At 44.5% G+C, this 18,245-nt stretch carries 15 protein-coding genes; 11 read left to right on the plus strand and 4 right to left on the minus strand.

All coding sequences use genetic code 11. The features are described 5' to 3' along the window. Positions 1-103 precede the first annotated feature (103 nt). Entirely contained in the window at positions 104-952 is an 849-nt protein-coding gene (gene prmA, locus H6A28_RS04795; protein WP_204479120.1) for a 50S ribosomal protein L11 methyltransferase, read from the plus strand. A 30-nt stretch (positions 953-982) separates the two neighbouring features. Here prmA and H6A28_RS04800 read toward each other — a convergent pair whose 3' ends face one another. Further along, the gene (locus tag H6A28_RS04800; RefSeq protein ID WP_204479122.1) at positions 983-1,693 is read right to left on the minus strand and encodes a DNA alkylation repair protein; all 711 of its coding nucleotides are present in this window, start codon (positions 1,691-1,693) and stop codon (positions 983-985) included. 310 nt (positions 1,694-2,003) lie between these two features. On the opposite strand from H6A28_RS04800, the gene trpB reads away from it, so the two are divergent. The 10 genes from trpB to H6A28_RS04850 all read left to right on the plus strand — a co-directional run bounded on the left by trpB (position 2,004) and on the right by H6A28_RS04850 (position 12,177). Further along, positions 2,004-3,200, plus strand: a complete 1,197-nt coding sequence (trpB, locus tag H6A28_RS04805; RefSeq protein ID WP_204479124.1) for a tryptophan synthase subunit beta — start codon at positions 2,004-2,006, stop codon at positions 3,198-3,200. 11 nt (positions 3,201-3,211) lie between these two features. Continuing rightward, positions 3,212-4,612, plus strand: coding sequence for an anthranilate synthase component I family protein (locus H6A28_RS04810; protein WP_204475909.1), 1,401 nt, complete (start codon positions 3,212-3,214; stop codon positions 4,610-4,612). A 6-nt stretch (positions 4,613-4,618) separates the two neighbouring features. After that, a complete protein-coding gene (locus H6A28_RS04815; RefSeq protein WP_204475910.1) occupies positions 4,619-5,185 on the plus strand; it encodes an anthranilate synthase component II in 567 nt (188 codons plus the stop codon). Positions 5,186-5,234: 49 nt separating this feature from the next. After that, the gene (trpD, locus tag H6A28_RS04820; RefSeq protein WP_204475911.1) at positions 5,235-6,233 is read left to right on the plus strand and encodes an anthranilate phosphoribosyltransferase; all 999 of its coding nucleotides are present in this window, start codon (positions 5,235-5,237) and stop codon (positions 6,231-6,233) included. A 3-nt stretch (positions 6,234-6,236) separates the two neighbouring features. After that, positions 6,237-7,031 carry an indole-3-glycerol phosphate synthase TrpC gene (trpC, locus tag H6A28_RS04825; protein ID WP_204475912.1) on the plus strand — a complete coding sequence of 265 codons (795 nt, stop codon included), beginning with the start codon at positions 6,237-6,239 and terminating at the stop codon, positions 7,029-7,031. After that, the gene (locus tag H6A28_RS04830) at positions 7,028-7,651 is read left to right on the plus strand and encodes a phosphoribosylanthranilate isomerase (protein WP_204475913.1); all 624 of its coding nucleotides are present in this window, start codon (positions 7,028-7,030) and stop codon (positions 7,649-7,651) included. The genes trpC and H6A28_RS04830 overlap by 4 nt, the downstream gene beginning before the upstream one ends. Before the next feature lie 13 nt (positions 7,652-7,664). Further along, positions 7,665-8,444 (plus strand): tryptophan synthase subunit alpha, encoded by a 780-nt coding sequence (gene trpA, locus H6A28_RS04835; protein WP_204475914.1) that lies wholly within the window; start codon positions 7,665-7,667, stop codon positions 8,442-8,444. An 86-nt stretch (positions 8,445-8,530) separates the two neighbouring features. After that, positions 8,531-9,580, plus strand: coding sequence for an asparaginase (locus H6A28_RS04840; RefSeq protein ID WP_204475915.1), 1,050 nt, complete (start codon positions 8,531-8,533; stop codon positions 9,578-9,580). Positions 9,581-9,685: 105 nt separating this feature from the next. Next, positions 9,686-10,372, plus strand: a complete 687-nt coding sequence (locus H6A28_RS04845) for a response regulator transcription factor (RefSeq protein ID WP_204475916.1) — start codon at positions 9,686-9,688, stop codon at positions 10,370-10,372. A 17-nt stretch (positions 10,373-10,389) separates the two neighbouring features. Next, positions 10,390-12,177, plus strand: a complete 1,788-nt coding sequence (locus tag H6A28_RS04850; protein ID WP_204479125.1) for a sensor histidine kinase — start codon at positions 10,390-10,392, stop codon at positions 12,175-12,177. Between the two features lie 264 nt (positions 12,178-12,441). Here H6A28_RS04850 and H6A28_RS04855 read toward each other — a convergent pair whose 3' ends face one another. The 3 genes from H6A28_RS04855 to H6A28_RS04865 form a co-directional block, all read right to left on the minus strand. Further along, positions 12,442-14,748, minus strand: a complete 2,307-nt coding sequence (locus H6A28_RS04855) for an outer membrane beta-barrel family protein (protein ID WP_204479127.1) — start codon at positions 14,746-14,748, stop codon at positions 12,442-12,444. A 146-nt stretch (positions 14,749-14,894) separates the two neighbouring features. Beyond that, positions 14,895-16,496: a hypothetical protein gene (locus H6A28_RS04860; protein ID WP_204479129.1), complete on the minus strand. Its 1,602-nt coding sequence runs from the start codon at positions 16,494-16,496 to the stop codon at positions 14,895-14,897. Positions 16,497-16,659: 163 nt separating this feature from the next. Continuing rightward, positions 16,660-18,216, minus strand: coding sequence for a peptide MFS transporter (locus H6A28_RS04865; RefSeq protein WP_204474128.1), 1,557 nt, complete (start codon positions 18,214-18,216; stop codon positions 16,660-16,662). Positions 18,217-18,245 lie beyond the last annotated feature (29 nt).

Genomic DNA, 18,245 nt, shown 5'->3' on the forward strand with positions numbered 1-18,245 from the left:
AATATCCCCACATATAGTGATTGTTTTTCATATCAGATAAATCCACTATGTCAAGGATTTTCCGTACATTTGTCTAAAATTCTATTTTAAACCGCACAAACGTATGAAATATTTTGAAGTGACCTTTACCGCACAGCCGTGCAATGAGATCATCACCGACGTACTCTCGGGACTGACTGCCGACATCGGCTTTGAAAGTTTCGTGGAATGTGAAAACGGTATGCAGGCCTATATCCAGCAAAGCCAGTTTGATGAAGAGGCCCTCAAACAGGTAGTGGAAAATTTCCCAATACCTGATACAGCCATTACTTACTCCATCACGGAGCCGGAAGACAAAAACTGGAACGAGGAATGGGAAAAGAATTTCTTCCAGCCCATCGTCATCGACAACCGCTGCGTGATTCACAGTACTTTCCATAAAGATTACCCAAAGGCGGAATACGACATCGTGATCAATCCGCAGATGGCGTTCGGTACGGGACACCATGAAACCACCAGTTCCATTTTGGGTGAATTGCTGGAAGCCGATTTAAAAGGCAAATCGGTACTCGATATGGGATGCGGAACGTCCATCCTGGCTATCCTGGCCAGCATGAGAGGAGCAGAAAAGGTGACTGCCATCGACATTGACGACTGGTGCGTGAACAATTCACGCGACAACATTGCCCTGAACGGCATCTCCAACATCACCGTGGAACTGGGCGACGCTTCCCTGCTGAAAGGACACGAACCGTTTGATGTCATCATTGCTAACATCAACCGCAACATTCTGTTACAAGATATGCCGGCTTATGCAGCCTGTATGAAAAAAGGTTCAGAATTGTACATTAGTGGTTTTTATACACAAGATATTCCGGTATTACGTGAAAAGGCAGAAAGCTTGGGCATGGAATATGTACACCACCGAGAAAAACACAATTGGGCAGCTGTAAAATTCATCATGAAAAAATAAGATTCTCCAATAAGAAAACAGCAAAGGCTGTCAGCGCTTCAATGCTTTGACAGCCTTTTTCATTTCTTCACTTACCCGATAAGATTCACCAATCTTCTGAAGGGTCTTGCGGAAGGTGAAATCATCCAAGTGACAGTTTTGAAGGAAAGCCAAAGTCTTTTCCGGGAATTTCACCAAACATACTGAAAGGGCCCATGACACAGCCATGCGTACGTAATATCCTTCATGCCGGATACCATCGAGCAAGGAAAGTAATTCATCCACATGATTCGCATCCAAGAAATAACTCATGCCCATCACCACCCCGAAGCGAACTTCATACTCGCCCGATGCCTTCATCCATTCCTTCAGGTAATTCCAAAGACGGGCTGAATGCTGACAGACAAACGCCGGACCACCCCCAAACTTAAACGTATCGCACACCGACCAACTGTTGATGTTCCATACAAAACAGGTGACACGGTGAAGGTAGACCTCTATATCTTCATCGGGCTTGATGCATCCCAATACCATCCCCTGCAACATACGTTCTTCCATGTAATACCCGTCGGCTGTTTCAAGATACTTTTCCCAGTCGCTCTTGGCAATCCTGGCAGCCAGTTTCCGCAGTGCCGGCAAACGAATGCCCAACACATGTTCTACACCCGGGTGAAGCCCTTCCGTAAACTTGCGGTTCCCATCTTCCGCCAATATCAGCAGATGTTCTTTGACGGTCAAACCGTCCAGTCTGAATTCCTCCATGACCTTATTATATACGCATTTTTTAAATTCCGGGCAAAGATAGGAAAAACTGAAAAAATTATGCATTTTTGTTTGGATATTTCATCCGATTCGCTACCTTTGTAGCCGAAACAAAGAAAGAACAAGAAAAATAACATTATGAAACATTCTATGGTAAATACATTCTTCTGGTGGCGCCGCTTACAACTCTAATAGTCGTAAGGGAACTCAGTCGCGCGTATATACCTCAAAAAGATATAACCATACAGAAAGGCTGTCGTACTTACGACAGCCTTTTTTGTTTTTACCCCTAAAAAATACAAATACACTCATGAAAAGTTATCAAGTCAATCAAGAAGGATTTTATGGAGATTTTGGTGGAGCCTACATCCCGGAAATTCTCCATCGCTGTGTGGAAGAATTACGAAACGCTTATCTCCAGGTACTGGAAGATGAAAGTTTCCAAAAAGAATATCAAGCTTTACTCAAAGACTATGTAGGACGCCCCTCTCCGCTTTACCTCGCCAAACGGTTGTCGGAAAAATACGGATGCAAAATCTATCTGAAAAGAGAGGACCTGAACCATACGGGAGCCCATAAAATCAACAATGCCATCGGGCAGGTACTGCTGGCCCGAAGAATGGGAAAGAAACGAATCATTGCCGAGACAGGAGCCGGACAGCACGGTGTGGCAACCGCTACGGTATGTGCCCTGATGGGAATGGAATGCGTGGTCTACATGGGAAAGACCGATGTGGAACGCCAGCGGGTGAACGTGGAACGCATGCAAATGCTGGGAGCCAGAGTGGAAGCCGTCACCTCCGGCAACATGACCCTGAAAGATGCCACCAACGAAGCCATACGCGACTGGTGCTGCCACCCGGAAGACACGTACTATGTAATTGGTTCTACGGTAGGGCCTCATCCTTATCCGGACATGGTGGCCCGTCTGCAATCGGTCATCAGCGAGGAAATCAAGAAACAACTGATGGAACACGAAGGACGTGACTATCCGGATTACCTGATGGCCTGCGTAGGGGGCGGAAGCAATGCTGCCGGCACCATCTATCATTATCTGGACGACGACCGGGTGAAAATCATTCTGGCAGAAGCCGGAGGAAAGGGTATCCACAGTGGATTCTCGGCTGCTACCATCCAGTTGGGACGCTTGGGTATCATCCACGGCTCAAAGACTCTGGTGATGCAAAATGAAGACGGACAAATTCTGGAACCTTACTCCGTATCCGCCGGACTGGATTATCCGGGCATCGGTCCTATGCACGCTAACTTAGCCGCTCAGAAACGAGCTACCGTATTGGCCATCAACGACGATGAAGCCTTGCGGGCCGCCTTCGAACTGACCCGCTTGGAAGGTATCATTCCGGCATTGGAATCAGCTCACGCCTTAGGAGCACTGGAGAAAGTTAAATTCCAACCTTCTGACATCGTAGTTCTGACCGTATCAGGAAGAGGAGACAAAGACATCGAAACTTATTTGAGATACAAAAATCACCCTGAACAATTTTAAACGAGAAAACAATGAAAACTTTTGCTTATACAACCAGCTATAAAACACTTCCCGGCGATTTGCATACTCCCGTAAGCACGTACCTGACAGTACGCGACCTGTTTCCGCAGAGCATCTTGCTGGAAAGTTCAGATTACCACGGAGTGGAAAACAACCGCTCCTTTATCGGACTGAACCCTATCGCCAGTTTTTCAGTAAACCACGGAATAGTCACTACCGTCTTCCCTGACAAAAGCCGCGAAGAACGTCCTTTGTCTCCTAACTTCCAAGTGGAAGATGCTTTCAAGGATTTTCTGAAACATTTCGAGGTAAAAGGAGAATATGCCCGCTACACCGGTGTCTATGGTTACACCACCTTCAATGCGGTCCGTTATTTTGAACCGATTCCGGTGAAAGACAGCAGTGACCCGAAAAACGATGCACCGGATATTCTGTACATCCTCTACAAATACCTGATTGTATTCAACGACTTCCAAAGCGAAATGGTCTTGGTGGAACTGCAAGCTGACAACGAACCGAGCCACATCGAGGAAATTGAAAAGGCAGTCCAGAACCGGAACTATACGACCTACGACTTCCGGGTAATCGGTGAAACTACCAGCACCCTGACCGATGAAGAGCACAAAGCCAACATCCGTAAAGGTATCGCTCACTGTAAAAGAGGAGATGTATTCCAAATTGTACTTTCCCGTCGTTTCATCCAACGCTACGAAGGCGATGACTTCACCCTCTACCGTGCCTTGAGAAGCATCAATCCTTCTCCTTACTTGTTCTACTTTGATTTCGGTGGATTCCGTATTTTCGGTTCTTCTCCCGAGACTCACTGCAAAATTGAAGATCGAAAAGCGACCATCGACCCGATTGCCGGTACTACTCGCAGAAGCGGAGACAAGAAAACCGATGAAGCCTTGACCGAAGCTTTGCTGGCTGATCCGAAAGAAAATGCAGAACACGTGATGCTGGTCGATTTGGCTCGCAACGATTTGAGCCGGAACTGCCACAATACGCACGTGGAATTCTACAAGCAACCGCAGTACTACAGTCACGTCATCCATCTGGTAAGCCGAGTAAGCGGTACCTTGGATGAAGGAGCCGACCCCATCAAGACGTTCATTGATACGTTCCCAGCCGGCACGCTAAGTGGAGCTCCAAAGGTGAAAGCCATGCAGCTGATTAGTGAAATTGAACCGCACAACCGAGGTGCTTACGGAGGCTGCATCGGTTTCATCGGATTCAACGGCGACTTGAATCAAGCCATCACCATCCGCACCTTCGTAAGCCGCAACAACGAACTCTGGTTCCAAGCTGGAGGCGGCATCGTAGCCAAGAGTAACGAGAACAATGAACTGCAAGAAGTAAACAACAAGCTGGGAGCCTTGAAGAAAGCCATTCTCCTGGCCGAAAAAAGATAACACCCTATGAAAATTGTCATCATCGATAACTATGACTCATTTGTATACAACCTGAGTCACCTACTGAAAGAACTGGGAGCTGAGGTCACTGTAAAACGTAACGACCAATTCAAACTGGAAGAACTGGAAGAGTTCGACAAAATCCTTCTCTCCCCGGGACCTGGTATTCCGGAAGAAGCCGGACTTCTGTTGGATGTCATCCGTACGTATGCCGGAAAGAAGCCCATTCTTGGTGTCTGCCTGGGCGAACAGGCCATCGGCGAAGTGTATGGAGGCAAACTGACCAACCTGGATGAAGTGTTCCACGGCATACAGAGCCCCATCACCCTGACCACCCCGGATTATCTGTTTGAAGGACTTCCCTCACAGATCCAAGTCGGAAGATACCACTCCTGGGTAGTGGACCAAAAAGGACTTCCCGATTGTCTGGAAGTCACTGCGGTCAGCAAAGAAGGGTATATCATGGCGCTCCGTCACAAGACACTCGATGTACGCGGCGTACAGTTCCATCCCGAATCCGTGCTGACTCCCGACGGAAAGCAAATACTGGCTAATTGGATACAGCACCAATAAGCCTCTAAAAGAAACTCATTTTATAACTGATAAAATTTAGAAATACAATATGAAACAAATACTGAAACGGATATTCCACCACGAAGAGCTGACCCGTGAAGAGGCCTGCTCATTGATGCACAAAATGACCAGTGGTGAAATGAACGAAGCCCAAACAGCTGCCTTGCTGGCGGCTTTTCAGATGCGGGGCGTTACGGTAGACGAACTGATTGGTTTCCGGGATGCCTTGCTGGAGGCCTGTGTCCCCATCGACCTGCATGAATTTCATCCGATTGACATCGTAGGAACCGGAGGAGACGGAAAAAACACCTTCAACATTTCTACCTGTGCCTGCTTTGTAGTGGCGGGAGCCGGCTATCGGGTAGCCAAACACGGCAACTATGGAGCGACCTCCGTAAGTGGAGCCAGCAACGTCATGGAACATTACGGAGTGAAGTTCACCAACAATCCGGACAAACTGAAACGCTCTATCGAACAGTGTGGCATGGCCTATCTGCATGCACCCTTCTTCCATCCGGCCCTGAAAACCGTGGCTCCTGTCCGCAAAGCACTGGGCGTACGTACCTTGTTCAACTTGCTGGGGCCGCTGGTCAACCCTTGTCATCCGGCCTGCCAGCTGTTGGGAGTAGCCGACCTGCCGCAAATGCGACTTTACACCAACACACTTCAGAAGCTCGGCCTTCAGTTTGCGGTGGTCAACAACCTGGATGGATACGACGAAATTTCGCTGACCGACGAATTCAAGGTAATGACCAATCGCTACGAGACCATTTACCGTCCATCGGATTTGGGCTTCTCCATGGCCCGCCAAGAAGAACTTTACGGAGGAAAGACCCCGGAAGAGGCAGCCGCCATTTTCGACCGTGTACTTCACAATGAAGGCAGCAAGGCGCAGACCGATTGTGTACTGATCAATGCTTCCTTTGCCATCCAGGCCTTGGAACCGCAGAAGAAAATCGAAGAATGTGTCGCACTGGCCAAAGAATCGCTCGAAAGTGGAAAAGCACTGGCCACCCTGCAAAAATTCCTTACTCTCAACCAAGAATAAATTATGACTACTGATATTTTACAAACGATTGTCGCCCATAAGCGTATAGAAATAGCCCACCAGGAGGAAGCCGTATCTCGTGATTTCCTGATACGACAATTGGAAACGAATCCTCCTCGCCCGGCAAAGAGCCTGAAACAGTCACTGGCTACCTCTCCAACCGGTATCATTGCTGAATTCAAGCGACGCTCTCCGTCCAAAGGGTGGATTGCCCCAGGAGCTGATCCAGCTATTATCGTTCCCGGATACGAACAGGCCGGAGCCTCTGGCATCTCTGTGCTGACCGACCAGGAGTTCTTTGGGGGGCGACTGAAGGATTTACAAACCATCCGCCCGTTGACCGAGCTGCCGATACTGCGAAAAGATTTCATCATCAGTCCTTACCAGCTTTATCAAGCCAAGGTTGCAGGAGCGGATGTGGTCCTGCTGATTGCCGCCGACCTGACCATAGAGGAATGTAAAGAACTGGGCAAACTGGCTCATCAGCTGGAAATGGAAGTCCTGCTGGAAATTCATTCCGAAAAAGAACTCGACTACGTGAATGAATCTGTAGACTTGATTGGGGTGAACAACCGCAACTTAGGGACTTTCCATACAGACGTGGAGAATTCGTTCCGCCTGGCAGAAAAACTTCCCAAAGAACTTTTATGGGTGTCCGAAAGCGGCATTTCACAGCCTGACACCCTCAAGCAACTGCGGGAAGCCGGATTCAGAGGGTTCCTGATGGGAGAAAGATTCATGAAAACGCCTTCTCCGGCACAGGCATTGTCAGATTTTATTCAAGCAGCTGCCTTATGATTGTCAAAGTTTGCGGAATGAGGGACGCGGAAAATATCCGTCAGGTAGAACAGACCGGGGCCGACTGGATGGGATTTATTGACTACGACCGTTCGCCACGTTATGTAAAAGGAGTACCGGAATACCTTCCGGCCTCCTTGCAAAAAGTGGGAGTGTTTGTCAATGCTTCCCTTCCACACATCCAGGAAAGAATCGCTGACTGGCGCTTGGATTTCGTACAACTCCACGGAAAGGAATCACCCGATTTTTGCCAACAGCTTCGGCCTACAGGCGTAAAAGTCATCAAGGCATTTTCCTTGCACACTCCCGAAGACGTGCAGGCCACAGAAGAGTATGTTCCTTATTGTGACTATTTTCTCTTCGATACCCCTTGCAAGGAATACGGAGGCTCCGGAAAAACCTTCGACTGGGAACTGCTGACGCACTACCAAGGGTCCGTTCCGTTCCTGCTCAGTGGAGGATTGAACCCTACGAGTCTGGAAGCCCTGTCTGCCTTTCATCACCCTCAGTGGGCCGGCATTGACTTGAACAGTGGTTTTGAACAGGCTCCTGGTATAAAAGATGCCGCTTCTCTCTCCACTTTTATTCATTCATTCAAACAAAACAAGTACAACTTTTAAAAAATTAGCAACTATGAACCGCATTGACCAATTATTCCATACACACAAAGACCATGTACTTTCCATTTATTTCTGTGCAGGCACTCCTACCTTGGAAGGAACTGTCGAAGTAATCCGTACCTTGGAACAGAAAGGGGTACAGATGATTGAAATCGGTATTCCGTTCAGCGACCCGATGGCCGATGGTCCCGTCATCCAGCACGCCGCCACTCAGGCCCTGCGCAACGGCATGACCCTCCGTACCTTGTTCAGCCAGCTGGAGCATATCCGCCCGGAGGTACAGATGCCGCTGGTACTGATGGGTTACCTGAATCCCATCATGCAGTATGGTTTTGAGAACTTCTGCAAGAAATGCCAAGAGTGTGGCATCGACGGAGTCATCATTCCCGACCTGCCTTTCAAGGATTATATGAACGAATACCGTCCCGTAGCCGAGAAATACGGCCTCCACATGATTATGCTGATTACTCCGGAAACCAGCGAAGAACGTATCCGCCTGATTGATGAACATACCAACGGATTCATCTACATGGTTTCTTCGGCTGCCGTGACAGGGGCACAGAAAGAATTCAACGCACAGAAACAAGCCTACTTCCAACGCATCGAACAGATGCATCTGCGGAATCCGCGCATGATTGGTTTCGGCATCTCCAATAAGAATACTTATGAAGCAGCCGCAGCCCATGCAGCCGGATGCATCATCGGAAGTAAGTTTGTCACTCTGCTGGAAGAAGAAAAAGACCCAGGAAAAGCCATCGACAAACTGAAAGAAATGCTGAAAAAGGAAGAATAATTAATCATTCTGCTATTTTTAAGGGCTTATTCTTTCGGTTTCAGCATATTTTAGCTATCTTTGTGCCAAACTAAACGAAGAGCCACATGATAAAACCAGATTATCCTTCCGTACTGCTGATTTACACAGGGGGAACTATCGGTATGATTGAAAATCCGGAAACCGGTGCATTGGAAGCATTCAACTTCGACCAGCTACAAGAAAATGTGCCGGAACTGAAACGATTCAACTATCGTATTTCCTCCTATCAGTTCAACCCTCCCATCGATTCCTCAGATATGGAACCGGCATTGTGGGCCAAACTGGTCAAGATTATCCAGTACAACTACGACAATTTTGACGGCTTCGTCATTCTGCATGGAACTGACACCATGGCGTATACCGCCTCTGCCCTGAGCTTTATGTTAGAGAACCTCAGCAAACCGGTGATTCTTACCGGCAGTCAGCTGCCCATCGGAGTCTTACGTACAGACGGGAAGGAAAACCTGATTACTTCTATCGAAATAGCAGCCGCCAAACATCCTGACGGAACAGCCGTAGTGCCGGAGGTTTGTATCTTTTTTGAAAACCTCCTGCTCCGCGGCAACCGTACCACAAAAATCAATGCGGAAAACTTCAACGCCTTCCGCTCCTATAACTACCCTCCATTGGCCACCGCCGGAATCCATATCAAATATGAATACAACCGCATCCGAAAGGTAGACCCGAATTTACCCATGCACCCTCATTACGTATTTGATACCAATGTGATTATCCTGACTCTTTTCCCGGGTATCCAGGAAAACATGGTACGTACCGTACTCAATACTCCCGGCTTGAAAGCAGTCATATTGAAGACCTACGGTTCGGGAAATGCTCCACAAAAGCCTTGGTTTATCCGGCTGCTGTCGGAAGCTACATCCAAAGGAATCGTCATCGTAAACATCTCCCAATGCCAGACCGGTATGGTCGAAATGGCACGTTATGAAACCGGACTTCATCTGCTGGATGCTGGAGTCATCAGCGGTTATGATGCAACGGTAGAAAGTGTATTGACCAAACTAATGTTCTTGCTTGGACACAAGCTCAGCCCCAGGGAAATACGCATTGAAATGAGCCGTTCTATTGCCGGAGAGTTCACCAAGCCCACACTGTAACCCAAATGTAACATCTATTTCATAAGGACGAAACAAGAAAGGGGCATCTTTGTCACGAAAACTAAATCATATAGAATTTTGTATTAACTTTAATAGAAAATGCACATGAACGATTATCGGATTTTAGTCGTAGACGATGAAGAAGACCTGTGCGAGATTCTCAAGTTCAATCTCGAAATGGAAGGTTATACGGTAGATACTGCCAACTCTGCAGAAGAAGCGTTGAAACTGGATCTTCCATGCTACAATTTAATCCTGCTGGACGTGATGATGGGCGAAATATCCGGTTTCAAGATGGCCAGCATGATGAAAAAAAATAAAGATACGGAAAACATACCTATCATTTTCATTACGGCCAAAGATACGGAAAACGATACACTGACAGGATTCAACCTGGGAGCTGACGACTATATATCCAAACCTTTCTCCCTGCGTGAAGTTATCATGCGGGTAAAGGCGGTATTACGCCGTACGGGAGGAGTACAGACACAGGTACCGGACCAGCTCACTTATAAAGGTCTGGTGGTCAATATACCCAAGAAAAAGGTCACCATCAATAATGAAGAAGTTTCACTGACCAAAAAAGAATTCGAAATACTCCTGTTGCTGCTGCAAAACCAGGGAAGAGTATTCTCACGCGAGGACATTCTGGCCAAAGTATGGCATGACGAAGTGTACGTACTCGACCGTACTATCGATGTCAACATCACCCGCCTCCGCAAAAAAATTGGTGAATACGGACAATATATCGTAACCCGATTGGGCTATGGTTACTGTTTTGAATGTGAATAAATGAAGGCTGCACGACCATGACAAAATTCTATTATCGCATTCTTCCGTTCAGTCAGCGGTTGTTCTTTTCTGTCATCTTCCTGTTCTTGGCCTATGCGGTATGTTTCATGCTCTTCCAATACAAACGCGAAAAAGCCTACAAAATAGAACTGCTGAACACCCAATTACAGAACTACAACAACCAGTTGTGTGACTTTATAGGCGAACATCATGGATTCAACCCCGACTCCATGCAGCGTTATGTGACCACTCACATGATGCCCAATCTGCGTGTGACGTTGATTGAACCTTCCGGTAAAGTTATCTATGACAATACCAACCCACATTGGGATAAATTTGCCAATCATTCTTCCCGCAAAGAAGTACAAGATGCCCTGATGTATGGAAGCGGCTATTCTATCAGCCGACAGTCAGAAAGCATTCAAGGGGAAGAATATTTTTATTCGACACGTTATTTCCCCCCCTATCGTCTCATCATACGGTCAGCCCTTCCCTATAACCTGAGTTTGGCAGAACATCTGCAAGCAGATTCCGGCTACCTGTGGTTTGCCCTTATCATCTGCCTGGTGCTGATTTTTATCTTCTACCGTTTCACCCGGAAGTTAGGAAAGTCCATCACCAAACTGCAGCAGTTTGCCATGAAGGCCGACCGCAATGAGCCGATTGACATGGATATCCTGCAAACTTTCCCTAAAAACGAACTGGGAGAGATTTCACAGCACATCATCAAGATATACAAACGTCTGCACCGTGCCAAAGAAGCGCTTTACATTGAACGTGAGAAGCTGATTTCTCACCTCCAGACCTCCCATGAAGGACTCGGGGTATTCACCAAGGAGCGGAAGGAGATTCTGGTCAATAACCTGTTCACACAATACATCAACAATATCTCAGACCGGAACCTTCGTTCTACCAATGAAATCTTCGACATCCCGGAACTGAAACCTATCACAGAATTTCTGAACCGGAACGAAGGCAACCCTAACAAAGAAGAGAAACGCTATTCCTTGCATATCAACAAGAATGCGCGCAGCTTCACGCTCGAATGTATCATCTTTCAAGATATGTCGTTCGAAATATCCATCATCGACGTCACTCAGGAAGAAGAACAGGCGCGTTTGAAACGCCAGCTGACCCAGAACATCGCCCATGAACTGAAAACACCCGTCAGCAGTATTCAAGGATATCTGGAAACCATCATCAACAATCCAAATATTCCACAAGAGAATGTCCGCACCTTCCTGGAAAGAAGCTATGCGCAAAGCAACCGACTGACCTTCCTGTTACGGGATATTTCCGTACTGACCCGCATGGACGAAGCACCGGAAATGGTAGAAAAAGAATCGGTCAACCTCAGCAAGATTGTAGAAAACATATTGAATGAGGTGACTTTGGGACTAGAAGAGAAACACATCACCGTGGTCAACAAACTTCCGCCAAACATCACCCTGACCGGAAGCAGTTCCTTACTTTATTCCATCTTCCGAAACCTGATTGACAATGCAATCGCCTACGCAGGAACGAACATACAAATCACAATCAAGTGTTTCCGCGAAGACGAGAAATTCTATTACTTCAGCTTCTCGGATACAGGTGTTGGTGTACCCGAAGAGCACCTGAACCGCTTGTTCGAACGCTTCTACCGAGTGGACAAAGGACGGTCGCGGAAATTAGGAGGCACAGGATTGGGACTGGCCATCGTCAAGAATGCCGTTCTTTTCCACGGAGGCACCATCTTTGCCAAGAACATGCCGACCGGCGGACTGGAATTTGTCTTCACGTTACAGAAAGCAAAACAAGGATAAGGCACTTCAGGCAAGACATTCTGTACTCATTAAGAACTGAAGCTGCCATTCTTCCCCTCAATGCCAGTACTTCCTTGGAAGTACTGGAGTACTCCCCTGAAAGTACTACAGTACTCCTTTGACAGTACTGAAGTACTTCCTTGGCAGTACTGAGAAAAGACTTTTTTCCTGATTTAACCAGACTATCTCTCAATTGATAAACTGGGAATCTTTCGGCATATTGCCGCCGGGTTCTCCCTTTTTAGTAAAGCAATTCTCTTAATCTTATAAACGATTCTTTTCACTTTGACCAGCACCCCTTCCTTTATATTTGCTCATCGTAGAGTTAAATGCATAACGTATGGTAAACTGAACAGCCTGTGAATCACTATAGTTCCATTTATCAAGTTTCATTTGAGTTCCATAGGTTATCATTGAATTACGGGCTGTTTTGAATATATCTGTGGCACTAAGCTGGAAAAACCAGTTACCAATTGTTTTGGTTACACCCAGATTTATTTGCCATGACGGTTTTAGTGTAACCACATCCATATCTCCCGATGAATGATATAGCATATCACCTGTAATGGTGAAACCTTTTCCGACAGATATACTATTGTAGAAATTGATAAACAACAATGGATTGTTCATTCGCAGTTCTGTCCCCATAAATGGTATTTTAAGGTTTTGTCCCATCAGATTAAATTGGAGACGAGGTGACCAGATTGATATTTTAGGGGATAGAGATACCATCGCTGTATATTTTGAGATATGATCATAATTCATATAAGTCATCAGATTTACAGGTTCTCCTTCCTTATATGCTTCCACAATCCCGACTATAGCATCTTTTACATATTGATAGCCTGCTGAAAAGAAAACCCATTTGTAAATGCCAGCCAAAGAAACATCGTGATTCATTTCCGGTTTCAATAGAGGATTCCCTGTCTCATAGGTAAAGCGGTCATCATATTGTATATTGCTGCTTAATTGACTATACAGCGGCCGCCTTGTCTTGGCAGTATATGATAGCGTAAACTTAGCTTTTTTAATAGGGAATGTAAAGTCTATATTGGGAAACAGACGGTCATATTTTCGGCTTTGCTCTGATATCAAGAACCCATTCTCATAGTAATCGGATATGGTATGCTCATACCTTAATCCCCCTGAAAGTTCATACACTCCTATGGGGAAAGTGGCACTTATGAAACCAGCAATATTATGTTCCTTGATATTGTCATCTGCATCCGGCAAAAAATCATTATAGTTATCATATCGGTCAGTTCTATTTGTATAAGTGTACTCATAACCGGCCTCAAGTGTATTTTTGCCAAAGTCGTAATCCAGGACGGATTTGGAGGCAAACATTGAACTGTTGATGTGATTCAGGCTGCTTATTGTCGATTCTCCTTCCGATAAACTGACTTCATCTATTTCCTGTTCAGCTTTATTGCGACTTGAATAATAGTCGTTATTTACAGTAAGCGTCCAATCACCATATTCACCTATGTAATACATATTCAATATGTTCGTCGGCACATTCTTTCTTTTCCAGTAGGTATAGTAATCTATTTTATCATCAAGGGCACCATTTAATTCGATTGTTTCATGTGTGGTCCAGTCTGAATGATTATAAGGTGTACCTCGAAATTCATATTTTGCTCCCAATACATTCTTAGGGTTTATTTGCCAGTTGAGACCTAAATTGGCATTATAAGTTGTGCTGACAGGCAATATGATAATGTCAGAATTCAGCTCATACAGATTATGCCCAGTATTTATCATGGTGACATTGTTCTGCTGCTGATATCGTCTTGAATGGTCAAAAGCAAAGGCCCCGAATATGTCAAGATTATTCTTCCTGAAATTGAGAGAAAGGTTGTCTGAATTAGACCAGGAGTGAGCAGCCCGGACGACACCTTGTATTGAGCCGCTTAATCCGTCTCCTTGTTTCTTGATTGTGCGGACTAATAACACCGATTTTACTTCCGCGCCATATTTAGCCCCCGGATTACTGATGACTTCTACACTTGCAATATCTTTTGATGACAATCTATATAATTCGCTGTTGTCCGTCAGTTTTCTCCCATTCACATATATGATTGGTGTCCCTTTGCCAAAAACAGTAAATTTGTCATCTTCACGCATCACGCCCGGAAGTTGTCCAATCACATCCATTGCATTCCCGAGCAGGCTCAAAACAGACCCATTTACAGTTGTGATTATACCCCCTTTTGTCAAATGTTGAGAAGGTCGTTTTGCCGTTACCGTAACTTCGTCCAATAGGATATTGTCTGAAACAAGTACGAGTGTTCCAATATCATTTTTCTCATCCAGCGTTTTTATAATTGTCTTGTATCCGAGAGCGGAAATTTGTAGAAACTTTGCTTTTGCATAATCGGTAAAAAAATCAAATTTACCACTTGCGTCTGTTACTGTTCCTGCGATATATACGGAATCAGCACCCATCAAAATAACATTTGCAAACTCTACGGGGTTTTGATTCTCGTCACATACCGCACCTTTGATTTGCGCCTTGACTGTAAATGGCACAATCATTAAAACAAAAATAAATAAAAGATTTCTTTTCATACTTACTTGCATTTTTATGACTCAATGCAAAAGTATGATTTTAGTTATAGGAGCTTCAGGACTATGCATTGCAGATTTATTGCAATGAAGGTTTCCGTGTTTCACTTTTGTTTCAACCCCTGTATATTATAATGTATATCAGCCTATTATCTACCGAATATAAATTGATACATCTGAGGGTCAAGCTTTTCTTTAAGTCTGCTTTTTCGGGTTCTGATAGCGTTTTCCGAAGCTCCCATGCACTTGGAAATCGTTGTATTATTTATTTTCAGAAGACAAAAGAGACATAGTGTCAAATCATCCAGATTGACTCCATTGCCTGCCGCTTTTATATCGATTATCATGTCTGTGAATTCTTCGAATAACTGTTTCCTGAGCTTGTCCCTTTCTGCAGGCGGAAGAAAAGAACCATTGGAATGCTTGTCATTCCCTTCCAATATTTGAAGTTTCTTCATCCATCCATTCCGAATGAAATTGTCTCTGCAAATTTCTACTCTTTTCTTCCAAATTTTAGTCAATTCAGAATTTTGGTCATTTTCAGAATCGATAGATTGTAATTCTATCTGATTGACACGAATCTGGTCCAGTTCTTTTCTTATTTTGATATATCGTTTCTTGTTATTTCTGTCGTATAGGAAGAACAATATTATACCAAAGAATACGATTGACAATATGATGACAATCTTTCTTTGGGTTCTTAGTTGAGATTCATGAATGTGTTTCTGCAATAGTAAGTTGTTGCTTGAAATCTCATTATTCAGAGCTTCTTTTCTTGAAATGACTTGTGAAATTGAATCGTTCCTTGAAATCCCTTCACTTGCAGAAACTTCTTCACCCAAGGTGTATTTTACACATGCATTGAGTATTCTAAGACTGTTGTATGTATTGATTGAATACTTATCAGGGGCGCTACTATATAACGAATCAGCTTTGTCGCAAAAATATTTTGCAATGCCTGTATGCCTGTTGTTTAGATTGAGAAAACCTAATGTAATCAATTTTCCCAAACTGTTTTCAGGTAATTCCGTTAAATAGCTTTTGGCTTTTTCGTAATTTACGCCTGGCGTATTTGCATAATTCAGCACATAGGTGGTATAATTAGATTCTCCTTTATCTTGTTGTGAAAAATCAATGGCGCGGGCGATATAAACCAATGCGGAGTCATTTTCATTGATGAAGCCATAGCAGGCTCCAATTTGGTGCAGAGCATAGGCCTTTTGTTGTGCTGTCTCCGCATAAGTTAATGCTTCCCTTGCATATAGTATTGCTTTATTGTAATCTTTTTCAGCAGACGGTTCACAATAAATATCTGCCAGTTTCATATACAAAGAATACAGCTGGGTTTTATTTCCCTCACCTATCATGTTGATTGACTGCTGCCAATAATAGAACATTGAATCCTGTTGTCCACGCCACATCGCCTGATAGACTTTGAGTTGATAGGCTTTGAATAGCTCTATACTGTCACAATTCTGCTTGAAATATGATACACTGTTGTCCAATAGGCTATCAGAGGCAAAGGCTTTGCTTTGTTGAAGTTTTGTCGTAGCGAGCAATATGCCGCATCGTGCTCTTTGTTGCTGGGTCAATTTTGAATATGGATATAATGTTTCCAGTATTGTTTGGGCAGAATCGGGATGCTCAACGGCCATTGATTCTGCCGTATCTAAAATCCTCTCTTTTTGTGTGGAATTGTTACAAGCACATAACGCCACTGCTAATATAATGACATATAGTATATTTCTCATATTTGTCCCTTTTGATGCAAAAGTATATATTTCTTTTTATTGCTATCCTATAATTGAAATATAATATGTGGACGCTTATTCATGAATTGTACCATTCTTATTAAAAAAATCCCCCGTACTTACCACAAGCACGAGGGACTCTCTATGTAATCTGTCTAAAAGTTTATTTCGCTACACGTTCCAGCCATTTCACCATGAACAGCATGACTCCCATTGAAACGAGGCATACGATCATGAAAATAGCCCAGCAATATCCGATAGGAATGGCATTATACATAAGAGGGCCAATCCACAACAGAAGATTACCTACAGCAGTTGCACCCAGCCACAATCCCTGGCAAAGTCCTAAAAGATGCTTTGGAGCTACCTTCGAAACGAATGACAATCCAAGTGGAGAGATAAACAACTCGGCCACAGTAAGCAGGAAGTAAAGAACAATCAATACCCATGCACCTGCCTTTACCTGCTGGTCAATAGGAAGTTCCCGATATTCAGCAGCAGAAGGATAACCCATAATGAGTGAATATGCAGACAAGAAGAGATAAGCCAGACCAGCGATGAACATACCGATGGCAATCTTACGCGGAGTAGAAATCTCCTTGCCTCTTCTTGAAAGAGAACCAAAAATCATCATGATAATCGGAGTCAATGTAATCACAAAGAACGGATTCACAGCCTGCCATATTTCCGGAGCAATGGTGGATGTATCTACGAAGTCTCTCGCAAAGAGTGAAAGTGAAGTACCGTTCTGATGGAATGAGAACCAGAAGAAAATAACCACCCCAAGCACTGCAAACAATGCGTAAAGACGCTGTTTGATTTCCTTCGCCATGGCAGTCTTTTCTTCAGCTGAATAAGTAACAGCAGCTGCGGCTTCTTTCTTTCCCGGATTTGGGAACTTACTCTTGGTCACAAAGAAGATAACCAAAGAAATAAGCATTGCGGCCACAGATGCCAAAAATGAATAATGAATACCTTCATTAAATATCTGCAAATACTGTGCGCAAGAAGCAGCCATATCGGTAGTTGCGCCCACACATTGTGACATCAATTGATTCAAGTTGCCCATCGCCTCAGCCGACATGCCGTCAGCCCCTTTCGCTATATATTCATGGCACAGAGCAGGAAGACCTGCATTGTAGACCATATTGTGTGCACTCAGCCACCAGCTTCTCAACAGAGGAGCGATAAACGGAGCGATAAGTCCACCAATATTAATAAATACATAAAATATCTGGAATCCGGAATCTCTCTTACTTTTAGCTTCAATCAGTTCCTTTTCCCCCTTCTTTGCAGCCTCTGCCTCAAGATCATCGTACATCTGACCTACAATAGCCTGAAGGTTTCCCTTGAACAGACCGTTACCAAATGCGATGAAGAACAAGGCAATACAAGTAAGTGTAAGCAACCATGATGTATTGCCTGCATTGGCAGTAATAGGAATAGATAATGCAATATATCCCACAGCCATGACCACGAGACCGGCCATGATTGTACCTTTATAATTCTGCTTTCTGTCGGCTATCAGACCCCCTACAAGACTTAACAGATAAATACCTGCATAAAAGAATGAATAGATAAGTGTACTTTTTTCCTCACTTATACCAAATTTAGAACAAAGAAATAATACCAATACGGCATTCATGATGTAGTAGCCGAAACGCTCCCCCATGTTAGAAAGTGCAGCAGGTATCAGACCTTTAGGATGCTTGTTAAACATAAATAATGAAGATTTTAATAGTTAATAGT

Source organism: Bacteroides mediterraneensis (assembly GCF_016900355.1).
Lineage (GTDB): Bacteria > Bacteroidota > Bacteroidia > Bacteroidales > Bacteroidaceae > Phocaeicola.